Origin of the sequence: Gordonia sp. UCD-TK1, assembly GCF_001691435.1 — a bacterium.
In the GTDB taxonomy this organism is placed as follows: Bacteria; Actinomycetota; Actinomycetes; order Mycobacteriales; family Mycobacteriaceae; genus Gordonia; species Gordonia hongkongensis.
Map to the genome: position 1 here is coordinate 15,765 of NZ_LZMP01000015.1, position 21,565 is coordinate 37,329.

The 21,565-nt window shown below is 65.1% G+C and carries 23 protein-coding genes and 1 pseudogene; 12 read left to right on the plus strand and 12 right to left on the minus strand.

Annotated features, from left to right (window positions below; translation table 11 throughout):
* Positions 1-126 precede the first annotated feature (126 nt).
* Entirely contained in the window at positions 127-1,062 is a 936-nt protein-coding gene (gene ligD / locus A9310_RS10495; protein ID WP_302621812.1) for a non-homologous end-joining DNA ligase, read from the plus strand.
* Positions 1,063-1,164: 102 nt separating this feature from the next.
* Here the strand turns inward: ligD and A9310_RS26290 are convergent.
* Positions 1,165-1,363, minus strand: a pseudogene (locus A9310_RS26290) (hypothetical protein).
* On the minus strand, positions 1,360-1,686 hold the full coding sequence (locus A9310_RS10500; RefSeq protein ID WP_065630562.1) for a hypothetical protein: 327 nt from the start codon (positions 1,684-1,686) through the stop codon (positions 1,360-1,362). Before A9310_RS10500 ends, A9310_RS26290 begins: the two are co-directional and overlap by 4 nt.
* A 333-nt stretch (positions 1,687-2,019) precedes the next feature.
* Here A9310_RS10500 and A9310_RS10505 point away from each other — a divergent pair, with 333 nt between their 5' ends.
* Positions 2,020-2,502, plus strand: coding sequence for a hypothetical protein (locus A9310_RS10505; protein WP_139104580.1), 483 nt, complete (start codon positions 2,020-2,022; stop codon positions 2,500-2,502).
* Between the two features lie 87 nt (positions 2,503-2,589).
* Here the strand turns inward: A9310_RS10505 and A9310_RS10510 are convergent, their stop codons facing one another.
* From A9310_RS10510 to A9310_RS10520, 3 genes are read right to left on the minus strand one after another with little or no spacing between them, the layout of a single operon-like run.
* Entirely contained in the window at positions 2,590-2,859 is a 270-nt protein-coding gene (locus tag A9310_RS10510; protein ID WP_065630564.1) for a hypothetical protein, read from the minus strand.
* 54 nt (positions 2,860-2,913) lie between these two features.
* Positions 2,914-3,357: a hypothetical protein gene (locus tag A9310_RS10515; protein WP_139104581.1), complete on the minus strand. Its 444-nt coding sequence runs from the start codon at positions 3,355-3,357 to the stop codon at positions 2,914-2,916.
* A gap of 6 nt (positions 3,358-3,363) precedes the next feature.
* Positions 3,364-4,035: an MspA family porin gene (locus A9310_RS10520; RefSeq protein ID WP_065630566.1), complete on the minus strand. Its 672-nt coding sequence runs from the start codon at positions 4,033-4,035 to the stop codon at positions 3,364-3,366.
* Positions 4,036-4,433: 398 nt separating this feature from the next.
* On the opposite strand from A9310_RS10520, the gene A9310_RS10525 reads away from it, so the two are divergent.
* The gene (locus tag A9310_RS10525; RefSeq protein WP_139104582.1) at positions 4,434-5,066 is read left to right on the plus strand and encodes a type IV toxin-antitoxin system AbiEi family antitoxin domain-containing protein; all 633 of its coding nucleotides are present in this window, start codon (positions 4,434-4,436) and stop codon (positions 5,064-5,066) included.
* An 88-nt stretch (positions 5,067-5,154) separates the two neighbouring features.
* On the opposite strand, the gene A9310_RS10530 is transcribed toward A9310_RS10525, so the two are convergent.
* The 4 genes from A9310_RS10530 to A9310_RS25145 form a co-directional block, all read right to left on the minus strand.
* On the minus strand, positions 5,155-6,057 hold the full coding sequence (locus tag A9310_RS10530) for a DUF2637 domain-containing protein (RefSeq protein ID WP_065630568.1): 903 nt from the start codon (positions 6,055-6,057) through the stop codon (positions 5,155-5,157).
* A gap of 425 nt (positions 6,058-6,482) precedes the next feature.
* Positions 6,483-7,268, minus strand: a complete 786-nt coding sequence (locus A9310_RS10540) for a ParA family protein (RefSeq protein WP_065630570.1) — start codon at positions 7,266-7,268, stop codon at positions 6,483-6,485.
* Between the two features lie 429 nt (positions 7,269-7,697).
* Positions 7,698-9,710: a hypothetical protein gene (locus A9310_RS10545; protein WP_254661223.1), complete on the minus strand. Its 2,013-nt coding sequence runs from the start codon at positions 9,708-9,710 to the stop codon at positions 7,698-7,700.
* Positions 9,711-10,210: 500 nt separating this feature from the next.
* The gene (locus A9310_RS25145) at positions 10,211-11,059 is read right to left on the minus strand and encodes an alpha/beta fold hydrolase (RefSeq protein WP_083207342.1); all 849 of its coding nucleotides are present in this window, start codon (positions 11,057-11,059) and stop codon (positions 10,211-10,213) included.
* 106 nt (positions 11,060-11,165) lie between these two features.
* On the opposite strand from A9310_RS25145, the gene A9310_RS10550 reads away from it, so the two are divergent.
* The gene (locus A9310_RS10550; RefSeq protein ID WP_065630572.1) at positions 11,166-11,696 is read left to right on the plus strand and encodes an ImmA/IrrE family metallo-endopeptidase; all 531 of its coding nucleotides are present in this window, start codon (positions 11,166-11,168) and stop codon (positions 11,694-11,696) included.
* Positions 11,693-12,886 (plus strand): DUF6545 domain-containing protein, encoded by a 1,194-nt coding sequence (locus A9310_RS10555; RefSeq protein WP_065630573.1) that lies wholly within the window; start codon positions 11,693-11,695, stop codon positions 12,884-12,886. Before A9310_RS10550 ends, A9310_RS10555 begins: the two co-directional genes overlap by 4 nt.
* On the opposite strand, the gene A9310_RS25570 is transcribed toward A9310_RS10555, so the two are convergent.
* The 3 genes from A9310_RS25570 to A9310_RS10570 form a co-directional block, all read right to left on the minus strand.
* Entirely contained in the window at positions 12,869-13,303 is a 435-nt protein-coding gene (locus A9310_RS25570) for a hypothetical protein (protein ID WP_139104583.1), read from the minus strand. The two genes, A9310_RS10555 and A9310_RS25570, sit on opposite strands and share 18 nt — an antisense overlap.
* 11 nt (positions 13,304-13,314) lie before the next feature.
* The gene (locus A9310_RS10565) at positions 13,315-13,995 is read right to left on the minus strand and encodes a helix-turn-helix domain-containing protein (RefSeq protein WP_254661224.1); all 681 of its coding nucleotides are present in this window, start codon (positions 13,993-13,995) and stop codon (positions 13,315-13,317) included.
* Between the two features lie 400 nt (positions 13,996-14,395).
* Complete coding sequence (locus tag A9310_RS10570) at positions 14,396-14,914, minus strand: helix-turn-helix transcriptional regulator (RefSeq protein WP_083207343.1); 519 nt, start codon at positions 14,912-14,914, stop codon at positions 14,396-14,398.
* Positions 14,915-15,524: 610 nt separating this feature from the next.
* On the opposite strand from A9310_RS10570, the gene A9310_RS10575 reads away from it, so the two are divergent.
* The 7 genes from A9310_RS10575 to A9310_RS10605 all read left to right on the plus strand — a co-directional run bounded on the left by A9310_RS10575 (position 15,525) and on the right by A9310_RS10605 (position 21,514).
* A complete protein-coding gene (locus tag A9310_RS10575; RefSeq protein WP_139104591.1) occupies positions 15,525-17,114 on the plus strand; it encodes a cutinase family protein in 1,590 nt (529 codons plus the stop codon).
* Between the two features lie 60 nt (positions 17,115-17,174).
* Positions 17,175-18,068 (plus strand): hypothetical protein, encoded by an 894-nt coding sequence (locus tag A9310_RS10580; RefSeq protein ID WP_254661225.1) that lies wholly within the window; start codon positions 17,175-17,177, stop codon positions 18,066-18,068.
* A 121-nt stretch (positions 18,069-18,189) separates the two neighbouring features.
* Entirely contained in the window at positions 18,190-19,410 is a 1,221-nt protein-coding gene (locus tag A9310_RS10585) for a hypothetical protein (RefSeq protein WP_254661226.1), read from the plus strand.
* 40 nt (positions 19,411-19,450) lie between these two features.
* Positions 19,451-20,296 (plus strand): hypothetical protein, encoded by an 846-nt coding sequence (locus A9310_RS10590; RefSeq protein ID WP_065630577.1) that lies wholly within the window; start codon positions 19,451-19,453, stop codon positions 20,294-20,296.
* Positions 20,293-20,895: a DUF6668 family protein gene (locus tag A9310_RS10595; protein ID WP_065630578.1), complete on the plus strand. Its 603-nt coding sequence runs from the start codon at positions 20,293-20,295 to the stop codon at positions 20,893-20,895. Before A9310_RS10590 ends, A9310_RS10595 begins: the two co-directional genes overlap by 4 nt.
* 19 nt (positions 20,896-20,914) lie before the next feature.
* Positions 20,915-21,250: a hypothetical protein gene (locus tag A9310_RS10600; RefSeq protein WP_065630579.1), complete on the plus strand. Its 336-nt coding sequence runs from the start codon at positions 20,915-20,917 to the stop codon at positions 21,248-21,250.
* Between the two features lie 15 nt (positions 21,251-21,265).
* Positions 21,266-21,514 carry a hypothetical protein gene (locus A9310_RS10605; RefSeq protein ID WP_065630580.1) on the plus strand — a complete coding sequence of 83 codons (249 nt, stop codon included), beginning with the start codon at positions 21,266-21,268 and terminating at the stop codon, positions 21,512-21,514.
* Positions 21,515-21,565: the final 51 nt, after the last annotated feature.

Sequence of the window (21,565 nt, forward strand, 5' to 3'; positions counted from 1 at the left end):
GCGGCCTCAGTCGTCAACCAGCACTACCGTGTCTGCGGTCACCGCGGGATGACTGTGCCCTCGGGGAGATAGACACCGACCGGTGGGTGAGCGAGGACAGTGGAACATATGGCTTCGATGGCGCCGATGCTCGCGACCCCAGGTCGGGCTCCGTCAGGTTCGGGCTGGTCGTGGGAGATGAAATATGACGGTCAACGCTGCACAGCCCGGGTTGCCGGCGGTGAGGTGTTGCTGTTGAGCCGCAACCTGAGCCCGATCACCTCGACGTATCCCGAGATCACAGCTGCTCTGCGCACGGCGAGCGGTGGCCGCGACGTCGTGGTCGACGGTGAGATCGTGGCCCTCGACGCTACGGGGCGACCGTCGTTCTCGCTTCTGCAACGACGCATGCACACCCCACGGCCGGGCCGCCGGCTCCTCACCGACGTCCCGGCCGCGTTCTATCTGTTCGACGTCCTGGAGCTCGACGGCAAGGACGTTGCACCGCTGCCCTACCTCGAACGCCGGGAACTGCTCGACTCCGCGATGACGAGCGCCAGGGCGGTGCAGGTCACCCCGTATTGGCCTGACAGCTCGGCTGAACCGATGCTGGAGCTCGCGAAGCAATTCCGCTTGGAGGGCGTGGTCGCCAAACGGCGGGCGTCGAATTACCTGCGCGGCCAACGGTCGCCGTCGTGGGTGAAGGTCCCGCTGCGGCTGAGCGCGGAAGTGATCGTGTGCGGGTGGACCGGCGGCCCGACTGCGGTGCGGTCGCTGCTGGTGGGCGGGTATCGGCCGTCAGGTGAGTTGGTCTACCTCGGAGAGGTGGGGACCGGATTCACCCAGCAACAGCGCCGCGAGATCGCCGACCAGCTCACCGCGGTGGCCCACCCTGGCCATTCCTTCACCGCAGAACACTCCCCCACGAGGATCAGCAACGTGCGATGGGTGAAGCCGGTCCTAGTCGGCACCATCGAGTACCGCGAGATCACCCGCCGCCTCCGACATTCCTCATGGAAGGGCTTCCGCACCGACAAAACCCCAGACGAAGTGATCTGGCCCGAACCCGCCGATAGGTCCTGACCTCAGCTGTCCCCGGACCGCACGCAACCACACTGGATTCTGGGGCAACCGACCCGACCGGGGAGGGCGGCAGCGCAGCGCAGCGGAGTCAGCTTGTGTCTTCTACGAGAGTTGCTCGACTTGGCCGCCAACCTCGGAGGCGTACGCCTGGGCTTCGGCCGCTTCATCGTCGGTATAGACCCGAACGTCGGCCAGGCCGGCCGGGTGGCCGCACGATCAACGTCAGCTCACCCATCGTCACGCGACCCCGTTTGGGCGCGACCCGATTAGTGGGGCCGACCCCATCGGTATTCTCGGTCATTGCTCGGTGGCATCCTCTCGCGGTCGCAGGGCCTCGGGCGGTACCCACATCGTGATGGTCGCGGACGAGACGTGGTTGGCGCTCTCGACCGGCATCTGACATACACCGCGCCACAACCCATTTGAGACCTGCAACCAGGCCAAGAGTGACGCGGGCATGGTCGGCTCGATGCGCGCGCCGGATGCGCGTACTCGCAGCGACACTCCCCCGCCGGCCGCGTAAGACCGGCCGCAGGACGGGTCCGCGATCGCCATGTCGATCAGCACGGGCCGCGGCGGGTCGAACACGCGCAGTGTCCGGGTGTCGGGCCAGTGATCGAACATGCTGACAGTCTAACCCGTGATCGAATGAGTGTTCGAGGGACGTGTAGTCTGCTCGAGTAGGCGGGGGTGTGCCCGGATCGGGAAGTCTGGGACCGCACGCGCCCCCGCCGACCTCCTATCGCTTACCTACCAGCGGGCCTTGCAACCGGCCTCGGTTGATCACCGCAGCTCGAAGCCACGTACACAACGAGGGCGCATCCCGCCGCCTTAGGCGACGTTGTTCCACTGTCCGATTCTCCGAGAACCGCTATCGCGCAGGGTTTTTGACATTGTCAGGCGATGTAGGGTGAGTGGGTTCGCAACTGCGCGAACGCTGATCGGGGAGATTCATCTATGAAGCTTGCACATCGTCGTATTGGAGCAGTGCTCGGGACAGTGGCCGGGGCGGTGTTGGTGTCGGTACTGGTGACGGCAGAGGCCTCCGCGGCGTATCCGAAGGGATGGAGCGATTCGACGCCATGTTCGGATGTTGCTGTGGGGTCACTAGTTCCGATCACCGACAGTGCCAATCACACCACGAGTCCGTCGCCGTGGGTTAAGGCCAGCGCCCACCAGTTGGGGTACGCGACGGGGTATCAGTCGTTTGTCGTGTCTTTTGAGCAGGCCAGGGTTACCAGCGTGGGTCCCTGCCAGAATGGCGCCCAGGTCGTCGGCAAGGTCTACGACAGCGGCACTATGACCACCACGAACCGTGTTGACTGGTCACACAACGGTGGTGTGTCGCCGAATGTGCTCAACAGCCGCAAAGACCCAATCTCGTTCTCTCAGCTGACTTGCTACAACAATTGGTGCGCACCGACGGGCATGGTGCAGTAGCCCCTTCGACGCGTACAGGACAAAGAACTGCGCCCCGCCCGGCAATCGTGCCGGGCGGGGCGCAGTCATTGGGATTCTTACCAGTGATCACCAGGTGAGCTGAGGCTGCTTCGTGGGGGCCTGGTAGGTGCTGAACTGCCAGCCCTTGAATCCCTGAGTGCAGGCGGTCGCGCCGAGGTTGGGGTTCTGCGCAAGGACCGTGTTGCGCCATGCATCGCACTGGACGAGGCCGTCATAGGTGTAGGTGTTGGCCTGCGCGGGTGCGGCGGCGAGGCCGCCGACGAGCGCGGATGCGCCGATACCGGCGACGACGGCCCCGGCGACCACGGTGGCGCGGATCTTGGTGGTGATGGTCATGCTGACATCTCCTTCATTCGGATGGGATTTGTTGCTACACAACGGCATGTGCGGTCAGGGCAGGTTGAATGAACCGGCTTCGGGAACCTGCGGTACGGGTTCGCCGAGGACGAAAGCACCACCCGGTAGCGGCGCTTGGTCCTGGTCTTCGTCACCGTCGGGCAATCCTCCTGGTGGTGGGCCAGCGGGCAGCACTTCGGTGATGGTGGTGTTGTAGGTGGTGCTGCCGCCATCGGCTGGCGGGTTGGTCGGATCAGTGGGTTCAGTGGGGTCGGTCGGCACCGTCGTGGTGGTGTCGACGAGCTGGCGGTCGACGACCACACTCGGCTGTGGTCCCGCTGGTGCTCCCATGCTGGCTCCGCCGGCAACGATGGCGGCGGCGATGACGCCGGCGCCCAGCACTGCGGGCACAGCGACATGCAGCCAGGTCCGGCCCGTTCTACTCGCGGCTTCGTCGAGTCGGTGGCGCCCGCGTGGTGTCGAGGTCTCATTTGCCATCGCTGGTTACACCTTCCAGGCGGGGCCGTAGGTCACGACCTCGGACTGACCGGCGCTCGTGCGGACGGTCATCTTGGTGTACTGCCGGATGGTCACCGGCCCGACTGCGGCTTTGACAAGCATCTGGACGCCGCCGAAGTCGGCGTAGGCCAACGCCTGTCCCATGGCGCCCTTGACCAGTGGCACGGTCTTGATGCCGCCGTGCTCGACGGTGAACGCGACTGTCTGGGCCGGGATGACGTTGACGGTGGCAGTGAGGCCGCCGTCCACCGGACTCGGGGTGACGGGCGTGGGGGCCTTGATGTTGATGTTGCCGCCGACGCTCAGGCTCGGGGTGCTCAGGGTGATGCTGACACCGGAGGCGGCGAAGCTCACCGGGTAGCCAACCTGGTAGCCGGATTCGAAAGTGGCGCCTTGGATCAAAGTGCCGCGGGGGCCTTTGATCGTGGCCCGGGTCTTGCCGCCGAGGTAGACATCGCGGCTCATCGGCGAGGAGTCCAGCGGCTGATAGGTGCGCATGTGGAGCTGGCGTTGCTCGACTGCGAGGTAGATGCCGTCTTGGGTCTTGAGATAGCGCGAGCTACCGACCGCGCTGGCGGTGCCCTGGGCACCCACGGTGAGTGTGAGCATGAGGGCCAGGGCCCCCATCAGAACACGAATGGTCCGTCGCCGGATCATGAAAAGGTCTCCCCTGCTGTCTATTCGATGCACGCAAGTGTCGGGAGTCCGAACAGATGGCGAGAAAGCAGGGGCGTACTAGTCGCCCCGTGTTCCCCCCGTGGGTAGCAGTGGATTCCCCGAAATTCGCTGCACCTTGCTGATTCTCGAATGAAAGCTAGCACAGTGAGACGACAAGCTCGCGACCGTATCACGAGTGAGGCGCAGGTCACGCCTCGCGGTATCGAGCCCGCCAGTTTGGCGTTGTCGTCTGGTCGGACGACAGAGCTACCGGGGCGGTGAGTTGACCAGTCAGCCATGTTCGGCGAGACGTTCTGCGGTTCATCAGCCGGATCACCCACGCTGGCCAGATGATTGACTCAATGGAGACCCACCTCGACGACAACTGATCGGCCCCCGTGACCCCCGCTTCCCTACCCCGCCTAAGTCCGCTGTTAACGCGGCAATGGCTCACCATCGACGGCGTGCTGGCCCAGCAGTGGGGGTTCATCACTACCGGCCAGTGTCTACGGCTCGGTGTGACGCACACCCATCTCAAACGGTTGCGCCAGGCCGGCTACCTCGAAGGGGTTGCTCACGGGGTGATGCGCCGACCGCACAGGATCCGGTCCGGTGATCTTCATGCCGCCCGACTGGCATGGGTCGCCGCCGGCAAAGACCTGTTCCCGGCCGAGCGATTGGCAGCCGAGTGGCCTGACTACGTCGTTACCGCGACTACCGCCCTCGCACTACACGGCCTCGCCGAGGCTGTCTCGCCTCCGCAACTGGCGGTCATCAAGACCGGAAAACCGCGCGAACGGTCGAGTACCGCTGACGTACTCGGCCTCGAGCGGCCGCTGAGCTGGGGCACCGACGTCACCATGCGTAGAGGGCTCCCGGTCGCTACCCCAGCGTCGGCGATCAACGCTCTCAGCACAGTCGGCCGAGACCTGGTCGACGACTTCGCCACCTATCTGGACGGGGTGGCGGCAGCCGCGGATGATCGTCGTGATCGTGAGGCCATCCTGGCGGCCATCGCTTCAGCGACCTGACAAGGGGAAATCCAAGGTCCGCGGTCCGCTACCCACCTCCGAGCGCTCGCGCACTTTTGCCTTTCCCCGCTCCCGTTTCTGCGCACGCTCATGACGCGTCTACGAGCGTTGACTGCACGCCTATGCGCGTACGCTCGCTGTCCGAGACGACTTCTGGGCGGCACTCAGCCGCGAGTTCCATCCATCGTCCGATAGTTGTTCTGTGCACACCTGTGAGCACGGCGGCGTCTTCGCGGGAGACGCGGAGGCGTTCGGCGACGAGCACGCGAGCGACGGCGCGCTCATCGTTTCTCAGCCGGCCTTTACTGCATACGAGACGAGCGAGTTGCAGGTCGTCTTCGGAGACTTGTTCGTCGACCTCCTGAAGGCCGATGAGGTGCGCACCAGCGACAGGTTGTGCTTCGACGTGGAGCGGCGGGGCGGTGACCTGCGAGTGTGCATAGGACGCACTCGTGTCGAGCGCATCCCGTGCACGCACCGACATGTCCGTGCCACTCTGCGCGGCGGGCTCGTCGTGGTCCCTGGTCTGTTCAAGCTCTGGCCCACCACCAGTCCAGACGTGCATAACGAGTCCGTGGATAGAGGCGAGCAGAGCTAGAGGTGCGACGATCGCGATAGCCACGGCCATGAGTCCGCGCATGACGCCCTGGTCGGTGGCGAGAAATGCATGGCCGGCGTTACCGGCGACGCTCACTGTCGAGAAGATTGCGAGCATCGCGAAGTGGTAGTGCCTACCGGCGTCGTCGCGACGTCGCGTCGCGACGTAGACACACCAGGTGGCCTGCAAAATGAAGACGTCGACGACGACAGGCAGCAGAGGCGTCAAGGGCTTAGGGATGGCGCCGGACATACGTGCGAGGTCGGTCAATGCGCTGAAACTCAACGTGAATGAAGCACCGACAACAATCAGGCTGAGAACAACCGCGATCGCGACACTCGCGGCGCTCGTCGCGCCATTGTCGGCGTTGCGGGCGTGGGTAGGGTCGGACATAGATCAACAGCTCCATTTCTGTTGGTCGCCGGTCCTGGTGGTGCTCCAATCACCACCAGGACCTCCAAGAATTAGCAGTGCTAGCGTCCCTAGCTAGGTCAGCTAGCAGCCGTGTTTCCGCAGGTATTCGTCCAAGGCTGCGTCTGTGATCGATTGCAACGAAACGTCCTTGTTGCCTGTCTCGTACCGCAATTTGCCCACTGCGCGGACTGCACGCGCCTTGACACTCGGGCGGATGCGCACGTTGTGCTGTTCCGTCATCTTTTCGACCTCTCCCCCGGTCTGCCGCACGTCCGGAGCGGCCGCGAGGGGCGCTTCCGCAGGTTGGGTAGGCGCCTCCGCCGCGGCGGCCGGCCGGGCTGGTCTTTCGGGTAGGTCGTCAGCTGGATGGTGCCGGCGAATTGCTGGGGCTCGATTGACACCACTCATGATGCCGTCTCCTTTGCACTGAGATCGAGTTCGTCGATGAGGTCGGAGTACGCCAGTTGCAGGGCAAGCGATTTGCCCCCGCGGTACTTGTGTATCGGCGTGTGGGCGCTGTGCGCATCTTGGCGCGCAGCGAGCTCGGGAACCGTGGTCGAGGCGACCAGGTCGCCGTAGGCTGCCCGCAGTTCCTGCTCTCGGAAGGTGTGCTCGCCAGTGTTTCGCTTGCGACTGATGACGACCTTGTCGAACGAGAGCTGGGGGTTCGGTCGACGGGTGACGCTTCGGATCGTGTCTTCGAGATTGCTGACCCCTCCTACGCTGTCGATCGTGGGCTCGGTGACGGCAACAACACCATCGGCGGCGCAGAGCACGGCGAAAAGGAGCTTGCCCAACGAAGGCGGGCAATCGAACAGGACCACCGCGTACGGGGACAAGTCCACTCCCTCGAATGCGACGTCCAGGCGGAAGATCAGGTCGTTCGCTCCATCGGCCTCGATGTTCGCCAACGACACACTCGCCGGGATGAGATCAACCAGATCCCACGGAGTCGCCACCACAGCATCACCCGCGGTGCCCTCTTTGGTTTGAGCCATGAGGTCGTAGGAGGTAACCGCGTCGTCCGTGACCTCGACACCGAGGCCGGTGGTGGCGTTCCCCTGAGGGTCCATGTCGACCACCAGCACGTTCTGCCCTCTATTACTGAGAGCGGACGCCAGACCAAGGACAGTTGCGGTCTTTCCGACGCCCCCCTTCTGATTCGCTATCGCGATTCTGCGCGGTTGCATTTCAACTCCCTCCTCAACTGGCGGCTACTACTGCTAGCAACCTAGCTACGCTAGTGTAGCTACGTTAGCGACTGAAGTTAGTGCAACACGCACAGCGACTGTAGCTTTGGTAGCTAGAACAGCGGTGCGTGTTATGACAGCGGACGTTGCTAGTGACCCTTCGCTAGTTAGGAATGCTAGGGCAGCTTGTACCTGCGAAATCCCTGGCAGCGCCCCTGGACAACACGATGCTCGGAGCTGGCCCCGCTCCTGTTCGGCCCACCACACCTATTGCCGGGGCCCGGCGGCCGGACTCCCCGCGAGGGCTGCCGGTCTCGTCAACTTACTGGCCATAGCATTGCTAGCTATAGTAGCTGCACTAGCACAGATAGCGGGTGCGAGTTCGGTTTGGCGTGGACGTCGCTCGTGGTGCCACCAATCGGACGACCTCTAAGGATGATCCTCTAGCTGACGGCGTCCGGGAGCCCGGTCGAAAGGACCGTCATGCGCGGTGAGCATTGGAAAAAGACTGCCTTGCTCGCGTCCCGCCACGTCGGCGTGGGTGAGTCTGCTTCGGAGAACCTTCAGACCGGCGCGCATGCGGGCACGCTCACCAGGTCCTTCCGCGTGGTAAGCCTTGCGTTCGCCCACGATCCGCGCACGGAGTTGTTTCGCCCGCTCGAACGCCCCGCTCGAGGTGGCCGCAGCGTCGACAGCCTCTGAGCCGGCCTGGTCAGGGGCGACAGTCCAGCGCGTTCCTTTGCCCGTGCCAGTCCGTGTGACCAGCCCCAACGAACCAAGGGTGTGTAGGAGACCGAGCACTCCCCATCCGGTACCGCCGGTGGGGAGGGGGGACTTTGCTGTCACCTCAGTTGTGGGGATCGCTTGTCCCTCGCGGGACAGCACTGCCCATAGTCCGTGGGCGTGGTGCCCTAGTTGCCCCCAGAGGGGGTGCAGCCGTAGGGGGTCTGTGACGTCATGGTCACCATTTCCACGGTAAAACTCATCTGGCACCCGCAGCGAGTACAGCGCGGCTTCGTTGACTGGTCCGTCCCGCCAGTCTCGGGTCCGCACGAGCAGGCCGCGCTCCTGGAGGCGTTGGAGGTGGACGAATGCACGGCTGTCGCAGACCGACATCCAGGTCGCGAGGCAGCGTTTGGCGATCGGGCGATCTACGAGGCCGTGGCCGTCGGTGTAGCGGTGTGTGATGACTGCGACGGCAGCCGCGACCAGGTCTGGATCGTCCCAGGTGGCGACCTCGGTCAGGGCGTCGTCGACGAGTTCTTGGTCGGCGGGGTCCAGCGGTGGCCGGTGGGTACTGGCACGCTCAGTGATGCTCCGCCAGTGCGCGGCACACGCTGAACGGCCGCGCCGGCGGTTACCGTCGCGGTCACGGAACTTCGCAAACGCTGGGCAGTGCGCGTAGAACCATCTCACTGCGGCGAACGACCGCAGGCCCACGTCCCAGAGCACCCATGCCGCGGCCGTCGCCGCGGCCGAGCGGTCTTCACCTCCGGTGTCGTTGAGGATGCGCCACTGCTGCGCCGAGATAGACGTGCGTCGCCGCCAGGCTCGCGGTGCCTGCCATTGCAGCTGATCCGCATCGTCGGTGTCAGGTGCCAGCTCGTGCATCTGTGCAGCCGAGGACAGCGCGACCATCGGGGCCGGGGCAGGGGAGTGGGGGGTGAGGTCGTCGGTGATTGCGGCGCGGACTCGATCGCCGGCATGGGCGACGACCTCGCCGATACGTACTCGCTTAACCTGACCGTCGCGGCGATGGACCTCTACCTCGAGGCCGGAGCGATACACCTCGGCGTCGAGCTGCACGCACCACCCGTCGTCGTGGCGGGCGAAGGTGGCCTGCACGGGTCCTGGTTCGTCGCTGCCGAGGGCAGTGCGCAGCCTCTCGGCGGTCTGGACGGTGGTGATGGGTGTGAGGTCGTCGTTGACCGGTGTGCAGTGATGGCCGCCGGGTTTCAGCGAGGCGCTGCCCGGCAGACGTAGCAGATGTCCTTGGCTCAGCACGTCGATGCGACGAGCCGACAGATTGAGGTGGCGGCGTAGATCCGCAAGGAACTCGCGTATTCCTCGCTCAGACGCAGGGGAGGGGCATGCGAGGATCACATGCAGGGAGTCCGGGCTACCGGACCTAGCCAGATAAGCGGTGGTCGCTGAGTAGTCACCGAGCACATCGCGTAGGCGTGGCCACACCTGTTCTGCGCAACGGTCGAGGTCGATCACTAGTAGATCGCTGCGTATCGGGGCCACGACCGCCCAGATGGCCTTGCCGCTGCCGGCGTGTTCGGCCTCGGTGATCAACTCAATCGGGTTACCGCTGCGCTCTCGACGAGCCTTATTGGCCGTCGCAGTGCCCGCCAGCGCGAAACTCTCACCACCCGGCGCGGGCAGCAGCCGGTACACCTCGGACCACCGCGACTCGGTAACCGAGTCGTGATCCGACACGCGTTCATCAGAACTAGCGCGAACAAAAGGGTACGCGCTACCCTGAGACCAGTCCTCCAAGACTGTCCCTTCGGGGTCACACTGAGTGCGAGATTGCCGCTCACACTCATAAACTTCGCGAACGCCCTCGGTTGCCGCCGGGGGCGTTTCGCTATTCAGCTATGCCGTTATGCGCTATCACGCAGCGGTAGAACCTCCTTCAACGGTGGTACGCCGGGAATAGGCTGGCCCAGATCATTCGCAACGAGGGCGCCCAAGTAGTCGACAACATGCATCCCGCGGGCCTTCGCGGCCGACTGGATCGTTGTCTTCAATGCCTCTGTCGGAGACAGACTTAAAGTCACCAAGGACTTGCCCGAGGGGTCTTTGCGCGGTCGACCGGCCATGGCGGCCATTCTTCCGCGCAGAAATGGAAATCGCGGGATCGACACGCCGTAGGTGTGCGACATATCGCTAACCCTACGGCAAACCTCGGTTAAACCTCGCTCGCAGGCGACAGGCTATCGCGAAGCGTTGGACTCGACTTGACGACGGATGGCTGCGGCTAGCCTGACCGGATGGGTCTCAGGTAGCCAGTGCCCTCCTCCTTCGATCTCTTCGGAGAAGGTGAGATCACGGACGACATGCGACGTGCGTTCGGCGACCGCGCGCGTATAGAACGCGTCGGTACTTCCCCACACATAAGCGGTGGGGGGCGGGTCTGTCTTTCCTACCCGCTTCGGCCTCTGCGGTGGACGCACCTGCTCGATCATCATCTGCCGGTACCAGTTCAAAGTGGCGGTAGCAGCGCCCGGTTCCTGCATTCGCTGCTGGTAGTACTGCGCTCGTTCGACCGGTAGGCCCGTTGACGCAATGAACTGGGCAAGTCGATGGCGAAGGAAAAGCTCGGGAAGCGCCGGAAGCGCGATCGCGGCGATGTACCAGCTCCGTAGCGCCTGAGCAGAGTGCGTGAATGACCACGCAAGGGCTGCCGGGTGAGGAGTGGAGACCACAGTCGCTGAGGCGATCCGGTGAGGATGCGTTTTACGCAGTGTCCACAGGAGCGCCCCACCCCAGTCGTGACCGACGACGTGGGCTGTGTCGAGGCCTTTTGCGTCGAGAAGAGCCACAACGTCGCTCACCAGCTGGTTGGAGCCGTACGCTGACCGGCCCGAGGGACGGGCTCCTGGAGAATAACCGCGCAGATTCGGGGCGAGCGCGCGGAAGCCGGATGCGGCCAGAATCTCAGCGACAGCCGTCCAAGAGGTCGAATCCTGAGGGAAGCCATGCAGCAGCACTATCGGCTCGCCGTCCGTAGGGCCATGTTCGGTAACCTGTAGCGTCAGTGAATCCGAGGTGAAGGTATGCACTGGGTGTTTGGGTCCTCTCGAACGGGGGCCTCGGGCGGGGTAAGCGCACCCCAGACTGTCAGACGTTGTGTGTAAAGGTCGATAGCGGGTCTAGGGGTATTGAGCTATGACCGGAACTTTCTTGCGGCGACGTAACGCTGCCGCATCGTCCGGCCACATCGAACAGGTGTTGGCCCAGATTCCTTTGATCCCACCGTGGACGGTCGATGAGTTCTGCGCCTGGGTAGAGGAACGCTACGACCGCGAGATCAAGTTGTCGCCCTGGCAAACCGAGGCGCCCGAGGCCGGCGAACCGGGTTCATGTGGCTTGCTCTGGGTCACTCGAGACGCGTTCATTATCAACTACGACGACACACGCAGCGAACGCCACCAGCGCCAGCAAATCTTCCACGAGATCGGGCACATTCTGTGCGACCACCGCGGCGACTCGTGGAACCCCGAGGCGATGAAGGGTTTAGCCGAAGGCCTCGACCTCGCGATGGTCGAGCGCGTGCTACACCGCAGCGTGTTTGACTCGGCCGAGGAGATCGCCGCCGAACTCGTCGGTACGCGGTTGGCGGTGCTCAGTCGCATGCAACGCGGCGACGGCCGGTTCGATCGGATCGCTAGTGCGTTCTTCGAACCTGTAAAGCGATGACTCCGAGCCAAACCCTCATCGACCAGACCACTACCGCTGTCCCACTCGAGATAGTCGGTACTGGCGTTGGCTTCGGTCTGCTACTCATCGCGTACAGAATGCTCATCATTCGGGACCGTCGACCGACGACGACCGCAGCGCACTGGTATGCGCTGTTCATTGGTGTCTACGCCGCCCTTCGGATCGGAGTTGTCCACGATTGGGTCATTGCCCATCTGCACATAACGCTGGGCGACGTCCGGCTCATCGGAGCGATGCTGCAGGTGTGTTCGGCTGCTGCGCTTCTTCTTCTAGGCCTGTGCTGGCGATCACGGACCGGCGACGTCCGAAAGTGGGTGCGGCCGGCCCTGACTGCGGGCGTCGTTGGGGTCTGCATCGCTCTGTTGGTCATCCACGAGCCGATCCGTCAGACCGGCCTAGCCGTCGAAGAGCTGAATGGCTCCTGGCGCACCGGGGCCTACCTCACCCTGCACAGCTTCCTTTTCATTCCAGCCGAGCTCGTGGTCGCTGCAACCCTCTGGCAAATGGCGAAATCGACAACCAGCGCGCGCCGCCTGTTGGTGACGTTGCTCTCGCTGGCGATTGCGTTTAGCGCCTTTAACCTGCTCCTCGTGATGGGAGCAGGCTGGTTGATGAGTGCTGGCGTCGATGGCCCGCTCACCGAGCCCCGTTCCATGGTGCGCAACGACCTTGCGTTGTATCCGACGCTTTTGCCGTGGATACCAGTCGGTATCCCGGCGGTGGTGGTGGACATCCGTCGCAGACTCGGATTGAACCGCGGACCTGCGGATCGAATGGCTCAGCTGCGGCCTCTATGGAGCGACCTCACCGCTGTTGCGCCCGCGTATCGTCTCGCTGAACTTGGACCTGACGACGGCTTGCCCAGCGAGGCCGAGCGCGAATTCAGGATGCGTATTGAGCTGGAAGAAATCATCTTTGCGGTCTCACGGTACTTACCGCCAGATACCGTGTGGCCCGACACTCCCGACGGACGCGCCCATGTCTTAGGAGAGGCGTGCCGGAAGTTCGCGGAGCAGCACAGGGCCGCTGACGGCGACTCCTCCCCAGAATCAAGGATGCTGGTATCAGCGGCGCGGCCCAGTTGGGCTACCAATGATGCAGAGCTGGAGGCCGTTGCGAATGCCTGGGCCGCCCAGCACCCTGCTGCTCGCCTAATCGGCGTCGGGTGAGCTCCTTTTCGTCATAGCGTTTAGGGCTGCTTTGAGCTTAGAGATGAGCTGTGGATCCTGATCGACGTCGCGTGTCGCTATGTGCTGGACGCCCAGATCGCGAGCTTCACTGAGGAGTTCGAGTCTCTCGTGCATGAGCAGAACTCGATCGACCTCATCGGGGGAGAGCGAGGCATGTTCTGGGGCAAGGTAAGCGACGTCGAAGAGGCCGAACACGGCAGCCAGCGGCGCAACCAAGTCGGTCGGCACGACCGTCTCCGAACCTTCACGTAGTCCGCGGATTAGGTCTTCGGGCACTGGTGCATTCACCGTAGTGGATACTTTGTCCGCTATCTGACGGTCGGTGAGCGGCGGTTCATGCCTGCTATGCCCAAAAGCGACGAGCCTGCTGATGCGCTCGTTCAGAGGTGGGATCACATTTCCTGCTTTCACTGACTGCGCGCAAATCGGCGTTCGTACCGCTCACGCTCTTCATCTGACGGGTTCTGGTAGTAGCCGGCCAGCCACCGAAGGTACCGAAGGTCGTCAATATCCTCAGCGGTCCCCTGACTGGGATTCGACCGGAGATGATCATCCAGGGCGATCACGAGATCGGCTAGGTTGCCTTCTCTCCGAAAGCTTTCGGCAAGGCGGATAATCCAAGCTCGGGTGAGCCTGTCGATCGTGTACCGCAGTTCGGAGATGCCCGCTTGGACGTCGTCAGCCAGATCGTCAGGTAGCGCGTCGAGCGCCCGGCCGTTACGGGTGAGTTCCGCTAGCGCGTCGGTACGCAGAACGACACCGTGCTCGAAGGCCGTAACTGGCTGGGCTGGCCTGGTGCGAGGGTCAGTTGGCTCTTCTCGTGCAGACGCGCTGGAACCAACATCATCTCCTGCGATTGGAGTCGGTTCTCCGCCTTGGAAGGCCCGACCCGCGCTGCCGGGCACCCACTGAAGCGCTTGATCAAGTTTTCCGAAGGTCACGAAGTCCGGCTGTGTTATCTCACCGTGCTCGAGCCTCCGCACCGTCAGGCTGCTTGGTCCTCCAGCCTCGCGGACGGCGGACTGAGACATGCCGAGCTCTCGGCGCCGAGCCTCGACGAGCCGTCCGAAGCGCTGGTTGTTGGCCACACCTCGCACCCTATTCGGTTTTGTGCGGCGTCTTCGTAACGAGGTCGCGCTTGACACTAAACCCTCGTCTCATGGCCGGAAATTCTCAGGCGTCGGTCACGTTAGCGTAGCGGATCAGGGCATCTAGAGGTAATGTACGACGATGTTATGCACATGTTACCCCTAACTGTCGATATAGCGCACTTTCTTGCGCCACGACTACCCCCGCAGACGTGTGCCGAACGAGGAGTCTCCAAACCTGGCGCCCGGCAACCTGAGCCGAGGATTGTGACGCGAGCGGGCCTAAGCGGGCGTGCCGGGAGAAACGCGAGAGGGACCCGCCTGTGACCACGAACAGTGATCGTTCAAACCGCTTAACGCCCATACCCGGGATCGAGAGGGACCGACAGGCAATGCGCGCTCAGAACCTCGTGGTTCGAGGCGGCTGGGTGCGTGTGCGCTCGTATGAGTCCTGGACTTCATCCCTAGAGACCCCCAAAGCGACAGCCAGTGCGCCGCCAGCACTCTCGGACAAAGGACGATGCCCGCGTTCGAGCGCAGCAAGCGTGGAGGTGGGTATGCCCGCGGCAGCCGCCAGCTCGGGCTGCGTCAGCCCGGCAAGGATACGTAGATCCGAGAGCAACGCATCGGACCGATCTATGGAGACAACCGCGGCAACTGGAGCTTCAAGCACCTTGAGCACCGCTACAAGTTTGTCGATCTGGGGGGAGGACGTGGACGACTCCCAGTATCGGATGGCGTTCTCGCTCACTCCCGCCACTCTGCCGAGTTCACCAGGGCTAAGCCCGCGGGACCGACGCAAGTCAGTTAGGGCTTGCGGATCGAAGCCCCTGATCACCTTCCGACTCAACCGTCGGACCTCGTCCTGCGTCGATAGGTCACGACGTTCGATCTTCTCGGCCCGCTTCCTTGGTGTCACACTGTGTAACTATAGTTCGGTGTGTTATTTTGAGGTCATAGAAGGAGGTCGTTCCGCCAGATGAGTTGATTGGCAGAAGGAAGAACATACCGACGGGCCGGGTGAGGCCCAGATTTGCCGTCTAACCTCACCCGGCCCACCAGCAATTTGGATACCTAGCTCGGTTGCCGTTGGAGCGGCAGTGAGTTCGGCGTTTCACATTCTACCGCCGTTGCGCGGCGTGAAACGCCTAGCTTGTCGTTCCTGCTGCTGCCTTTCTCAGACAGCGAGGACGCGACGTGACACATCTGGTGGACAGTACCCAGGGTCGGCGCGAGGCCGACTTCTGCGCCAATCCCGGGATTGAACTGCTGGGCCGGACATCGTTCGAGTGCTCCGCCCGGCGCCCGGGAATGGTGTGCGTGATCGGCTCGGAGGCCGGGCCGGGCGCGCTACTCAATTCGGAGCCCCGCTGTGCGGTGGGGCATCTGCTGGTGCCTACCGGACCTCCGGGAAATGAGCTGAGTGCGTGGCGCCATGCATGGCACACGGCATACCCATTCGGATTCGGGGGTGTGCGGTGAGGCGACGTACACGAGACCGCGCGCTTGCGTTCGCGGCCGCGGCCACGATGGTGGCGGGGGGAGCCACGTCGGTGGCGGCTTCGCCGGCTGCCGCTGCGGGTGTCTGCCCGGAGCTGTATGTGCTTGGCGTGCAGGGGACTGGTCAGTCGTCGGCTGATGCGAGTCCTACGACGGATTCGGGGATGTTGTCGGCGGTTATGAAGCCGCTGCTGACTATGGCCGGCTCACTGGTGCAACGGGCCTACGTGCCGTACCCGGCGGGTTTCGGCGGCGCGACGGCCGGGTCGGACATGAAGTTCGACGAGTCTGTCACCGAGGCGATGAAGCGTACGAACTCGATGCTCAAACAGATCTCAGATCGGTGCGACGACACTCACTTTGCGCTGACGGGTTACTCGCAGGGAGCGTTCGCCCTCGGCCGGGTTGCCCGCGACATCGGACAGGGCAGGGGTCCGGTGCCCGCCGACCGGGTGGCGGGGGTGTCGCTGTTTGGTGACCCGACGCGGCCGAAGGCGTCTCCGCTGTTCCCGGGCCGCGAGGGTGCGACCCGCCCTGACCCGGCCCCGGGTACGTCCGGATCGTCGTTGGAGACGGTGCCGGCGCTGAACCAGCCGATGCCTGAGGGCGGCGGTATCGGCCCGGTCGCGGACTCGTCCAGCGACTATGGCGACCTCGCCGGCCGGGTTGCGTCGTACTGTGCCAGCGGCGATTTGGCGTGTGACGCTCCGACCGATGCCCCCGTTACGCATTTGGTGACCAACATCGTTGGGCAGAGCAAACTGGATCAGGACGATCCGGTGCAGACGTTGACCTCTCTGGCCGAGGCGTTGGCGTTGACTACGGTCAAGACCGCGGTCCCGCTGATCAACGAGGACGTTCAAGGCGAAACGCTCGACGAGTTGTCCTATCAGCCGAGTCAGTCGATTTCGCAGCGGTTGGCGGTGGCATCCGATCCACGAACCCCGTTGCCGTCGACCGGCGATGCGCTCAGCGCGTTGGTCAAGGTCGGCACGATCGGCCTGAATGCAGTGGTCACGGTTGCGAAGGAAGTGCTGACCCCCGCCACGATCACCGCGTTGGCGACCACTGGTCTCGCGAATCCGCCAGCGGCGCTGGCGATGCTGGGTGCGAAAGCACTCGAGGCGACGGTGAAGCTGGTTCCACCCTCCACGGTGAACCGGTGGGCTGACGAAGCGTTCACTGCGGTCAAGCAGAACATCTCCGACAACTCCGAACTGCTCGACGTGTCGAACCTGGTGCGTTACTGGCAGACCGCGCAGCAACACGGCAGCTACACGAGCAACGGGTCGACCGCCGCTGGCGTGTCGGCTGCGGCCTACACGGCGACATGGTTCGCCGCACTGGCCGCGGATCTGGCGGGTAAGACGTTGCCGCAGTCGTCGACTGGCGGGGACACCTTGTTCGCCCCTGACACCGCGTTGCCGTCGTCGGCGGCGGTGGTCCCGACGCTTCCCGACACCACGACGAGCGAGGTCACCTCGCCGTCATCATCGGAATCGGCGACGTCGTCGGAATCGACAGTCACACAGTTCCCGATGCCCTCCTCGGGCACGCCGAGTGCCGAGCCGGTCCCGTCTGGGGTCCCGGCTTCGTCGGCTCCGGTTCCCGCCGCCTGACGCGGTCGGAAGCGGTCTCTGTTCCTTCATCCCGATCCCGAAAGGGGGAGGAGAATTTTGTTGACAACCAACAACTCTGACCACACTGAAACCGACTGGTTCGACACCGTGCCGGCGTGGGCATCCACCGGCGACACCCCGGCCCAGCACCTGGCCGACGAGCTGATCTCAGCGGGACTGGTCGGCCCCAGGAAGGGTCAGCCAGAGGACTTCGCGACGTCCGGCGATGAATGGGGCTGGCTGGGCGCCCCCGCCGTCGAACCCATCCCGGAGCCCGAGTCGGTCGAGCCTGATGTCGACTCCTACCGCGAGCCCGAACCGGAGAGTCCCGCCGAACCGCAGGCCCCGGCGGAGGTGTTCGTTGCACCGATCGCTTCAACACCGCCTCCGCCACGACGGCCGCGGCCGCAGGCGTCTCGCCGTGCTGTCATCGCGGCTGCGGCGGTGGTTGTGCTCTTTTCCTCCGCTGGAATAGCGCTGTTGTTCAACATCTTTGGCGGAGCAACGCACAGTGCTGGAACGCGTGACCCGGTGGAAGCCCTCGGCGGTGGAGCGGCTGCGAGCGCACCGCCGGTCGTGGCCGACGAGTGCCCGGAGGGCGTCGAGGGTCCGGTGACGGTGGGCAACGATGCCGGCGACCAACGCTCAGGACCGGGTGTGATCAAGGCATTCGACCACGCGTACTACGTCGAGCGCTCGGGGGCCGCCGCGCGCGCCGTGGCTACCCCGAACGGGGTCGGCACCACCCAAGCCTTGCAGGCCAGCATCGACGCGATCCCCGCCGATACCCGTCACTGCTTGACGATCACCGACCGCGGCAACGGCCTGTTCGCCGTCCAGCTCACCCAAACCCCTCCCGACGGTGGGCAACCCACCGTGTACCGCCAGCTCATCCAGACCGTCCAGGCCGGAGGCAAAACCTGGATCTCGTCCATCAGAAAGGACACCACCTAGCCGCCTGGACCAGCACCACACCCACCCGGGTCCACACAACCCCATGGACCCCAACGCATCTGAGGATCGAAAGGACACAGCTATGACAAATGGAAAACACAGCATCCGGGGAGGACACAGCGTGGCCCGGCATCGGGCGATTGCGGCCGCGGTCGTGGTCGGGGCGCTGGCCACCGGCCTCGGCGCCGGGCCGGCGCTGGCAGACCCGGAGCAAGGCGGGACCACCTCGAATCCGCAAGCCCCCGAGCAGGGCGGCACCACATCGAATCCGCAAGCCCCCGAGCAGGGCGGCACCTCCGCGCCACCGGCCCCGCCGGGTCGCGGTTTCATCCCGTCACCGCCGCAAGAGGCGCCGTATCAGCCCTACGTCGCGCCGCAGACCTATACCGAGCCGACCTATGAGCGGCCGTACACCCCGGCGCCGTCGCGGCCCTACACCGCGCCCCGTCCGACGCCGCCGGTGAAGCCGATCGCGCCGCCGCCGGAGATGGTGCGTATCGGCAACATCGTGAGGCCCGTCGATGAGGTGAAGAAGCAGTTCCCTGGGATCACCCAAGCTCAAATCAACTCGATCAACGAGTGGTCGGCCTATGGCGAGGCGAAGATCGCTCAGGGTCTGATCAGCGTGGGCGTGTCCGAGGACGAGGCGTCACGCCAGGCCGCGGCGACGATCATCGGCGTGATGGGCGGCGGCACCGCCGGGGCGCTCGCCCTCGGTGTTCCTGCCGCAGTCACCGGTGCCGTCGGCGGCGGCCTGATCGGCGCCGGGATCGGTCTGGGTGTCGGCTCCTTCCCTGTCCCGGGACCCCAGACACCCGGCGCGGCAGCTATCGGCGCCGGCATCGGCGCGGCCGCTGGCGCTGCGGCGCTGGGCATCCCGGCCGCGGTTGTCGGTGGTGTCGCGGGCGGCGCCGTCGGCGGTCTGCTCGCGCATGCTCTCGGCGCCGGGGACCCGGGTGCGAACCCGGCCCAGCCCCGGCTTCCCGGCCAGCCCGAGCCTCGGCCGCGCACCGCCCCGCAGCAGGCACCGCCCGGCCCCAACCAGTTCGAGGTGCACCTGGCCGCGCCCGACGCGGCGCGGGCAGGGCTACCGGCGGTGGACTACCAGGTCAACGTGCGCGGCGATGTGTCCGCGTCGGTGAACGTGGCCGGTCAGACCGTGCGCGCCGGGTGGTCGGGCGAGCAGGCCCGCGCACCTTACAACGCCCTCGGTGCCGGCGGCGCCAAGGCGCAGGAAACGGTGCGGCAGTGGACCGAAGAGGCCACCGGTCAGCTGAGCAAAGCCGTGCCCGGCATCCATGTCGCCTGGCCTGGCCAGCAGAAGACACCCGCTCACCACTGAGGCGCGGCAGCTTCCACCTCGAGAGAAAGGAATACCCACCATGAGCGAACCAACGGCATCGGCGTCGTGGTTGACCGAGACCGGACACCGCCCCCTGATCGGGGTCGGCGGGCGCGCACCCGAGCCCACGCGGGACGTCGTGCGTGACCGGCCGGTCATCGTGTGCGGGACCAGCGGGGGCGTGGGCACCTCGGTGGTGTCAGCGTTGCTGGCCGACTACCGGGCCGCCGAGCTGGGGGAGCGTTCGTGGTGGGTTGACCTGTCGCACACCGATGGCGACATGGTCGAGCGCTTGGGCGCCGACGAGCTCGGGAACAAGGGCTGGTGGCAATCGGGGCGGGGGACCACACTGTGGTCCCCGATCGAGGGGTCCTCGATTCCCACCGCCCTCTACGCGTCGCCGTCTGAGGGGTCCTCGATTCCCCGGGCCCTGTATGAGGCATCGACCACCGGGGCTGCGATCCCGGTGGTCGATGCCGGTACCCGCGCGCACGCCGCGGCCGCCACGATCCGCGATCACCACCAGACCGGTGCAGCGACACCGGTTCTGGTCCTCGGGCCGCGCCCGGACCTGATCAACCGCGCACGGCGGGTGTTCTCCCTCTGGGAGGCCGCAGGCGTGCTCGAACACACGGTGCTGGTTGTGTGCTGCCAGATCCCGACGCTCAATCACGCCGCGCTGACCGACATGCTCCACGATGCGATGACCGGCCATGCGGCGGCGGTGGTCGCGTTCGACTACGACCCCGTGCTGGGGTCGGGCACCACCCTCGACCTCGACGCCCAAGAACGGCTGTCTCCGCGCACGTGGGACGCCCTCGCGACACTGGCCGAGCTGACCCGCGACGGCGGCACGGCCATCAGCCACCAGGCGGTGTCGCGATGACCATGCTGGGCCACACCGCCATCCGACTGTCAGTGCGTACCGAACCGTTGCCGGTCACCGGCGAATTTCCGCCGCTGTTCGCACTGGTGGGCGCTCATGGCGGTGCCGGGGTCAGCACCCTTGCGACCATGTGGGCGCCGGCCGCCGACACCAGTCGATGCTGGCCGACCTCGCCGGCCACCACCCGCCGGGTGCTGGTGGTCGCGCGCGAGCACATGAGCGGAATCGCCGCGGCCGCCGACGTGCTGCGCGCCGCCCACGAGGGCACCGCGCCACTCGGCGTGCAGGTGTGCGGGCTGATCACCGTGGCCGCCGAGCCTGGCCGGGCAAGCAAAGACGTCCTGCGTTACGCCCGCACTGTCGCTGAGCTGGCCCCGCACTCCTACCGCATTCCGTGGCTCAAAGCGCTGATCCCGCTGCTGCACCGGCAGTTACCGACCTGGCGGCCCACCGACGGAGTCAAGGCCACCCGTGCCAGCTCCGACGGCGTACTTGCCTCGGTCCCCAGCGCGATCGCCGCCGTTGGGCAGCAGATTTGCGACGACTTGGCAGCCGATCACGCTGCCGCACACAGCGACCCGTCATCGACGGTCGCCTAACCGAAGGAAGAAGAACGCCATGGGAATCGTCCACACCGCGTACGGACAGGTGCAACTCCTCGCCACCGACGTCCATCTCCTCGCTGCACCTGGCGACGGGTTCAACACCGCCGACATCGAGGTCGCGCCTCAAGCCCCGCCCGGGTCGGAGAAGTTCATGCTGCTCGTGTCCTGGGTCGGGTGGGGTGCCTGCCTTGCCGCGGTCGCCGCGTTGATGATCGCCGGAGGCAAGTTCGGCTTCGACCGTCATCAGGGCACCGCGGACAGCGAATCGGCTTCCAAAGTCGCCAAGACCTGCGTCGGCTGCGTCATCATCGCGATCGCCGGCGCTCTGGTCGGTGCGCTCACAGCCTGATGAAGAGGACAACACATGCTGGTGACGCAGCTCGCCGCCGACCTACCCGACACGGTCACACAGCCGTTCGAGCTACTGCTGGGCTGGATCTTCTGGCTGATCTGCCTGGCCGGAGTGGGGCGCCTGTTCTGGATCGGTGGGCAGATGGGCCACGCCCATCACAACCCGCACGCCGAACCCCCCGACACCCCGCTCGGAGTCATCGTGGGCTTGATCATCGGGTCGTCGGCGGCAGGGATCGCCGGCGCTCTGGTGTCCTTCTGACCCGACTGCTTGCGACCCTGTCTCCGCTGGTCGTCGCGGCGAGTCTGCTCA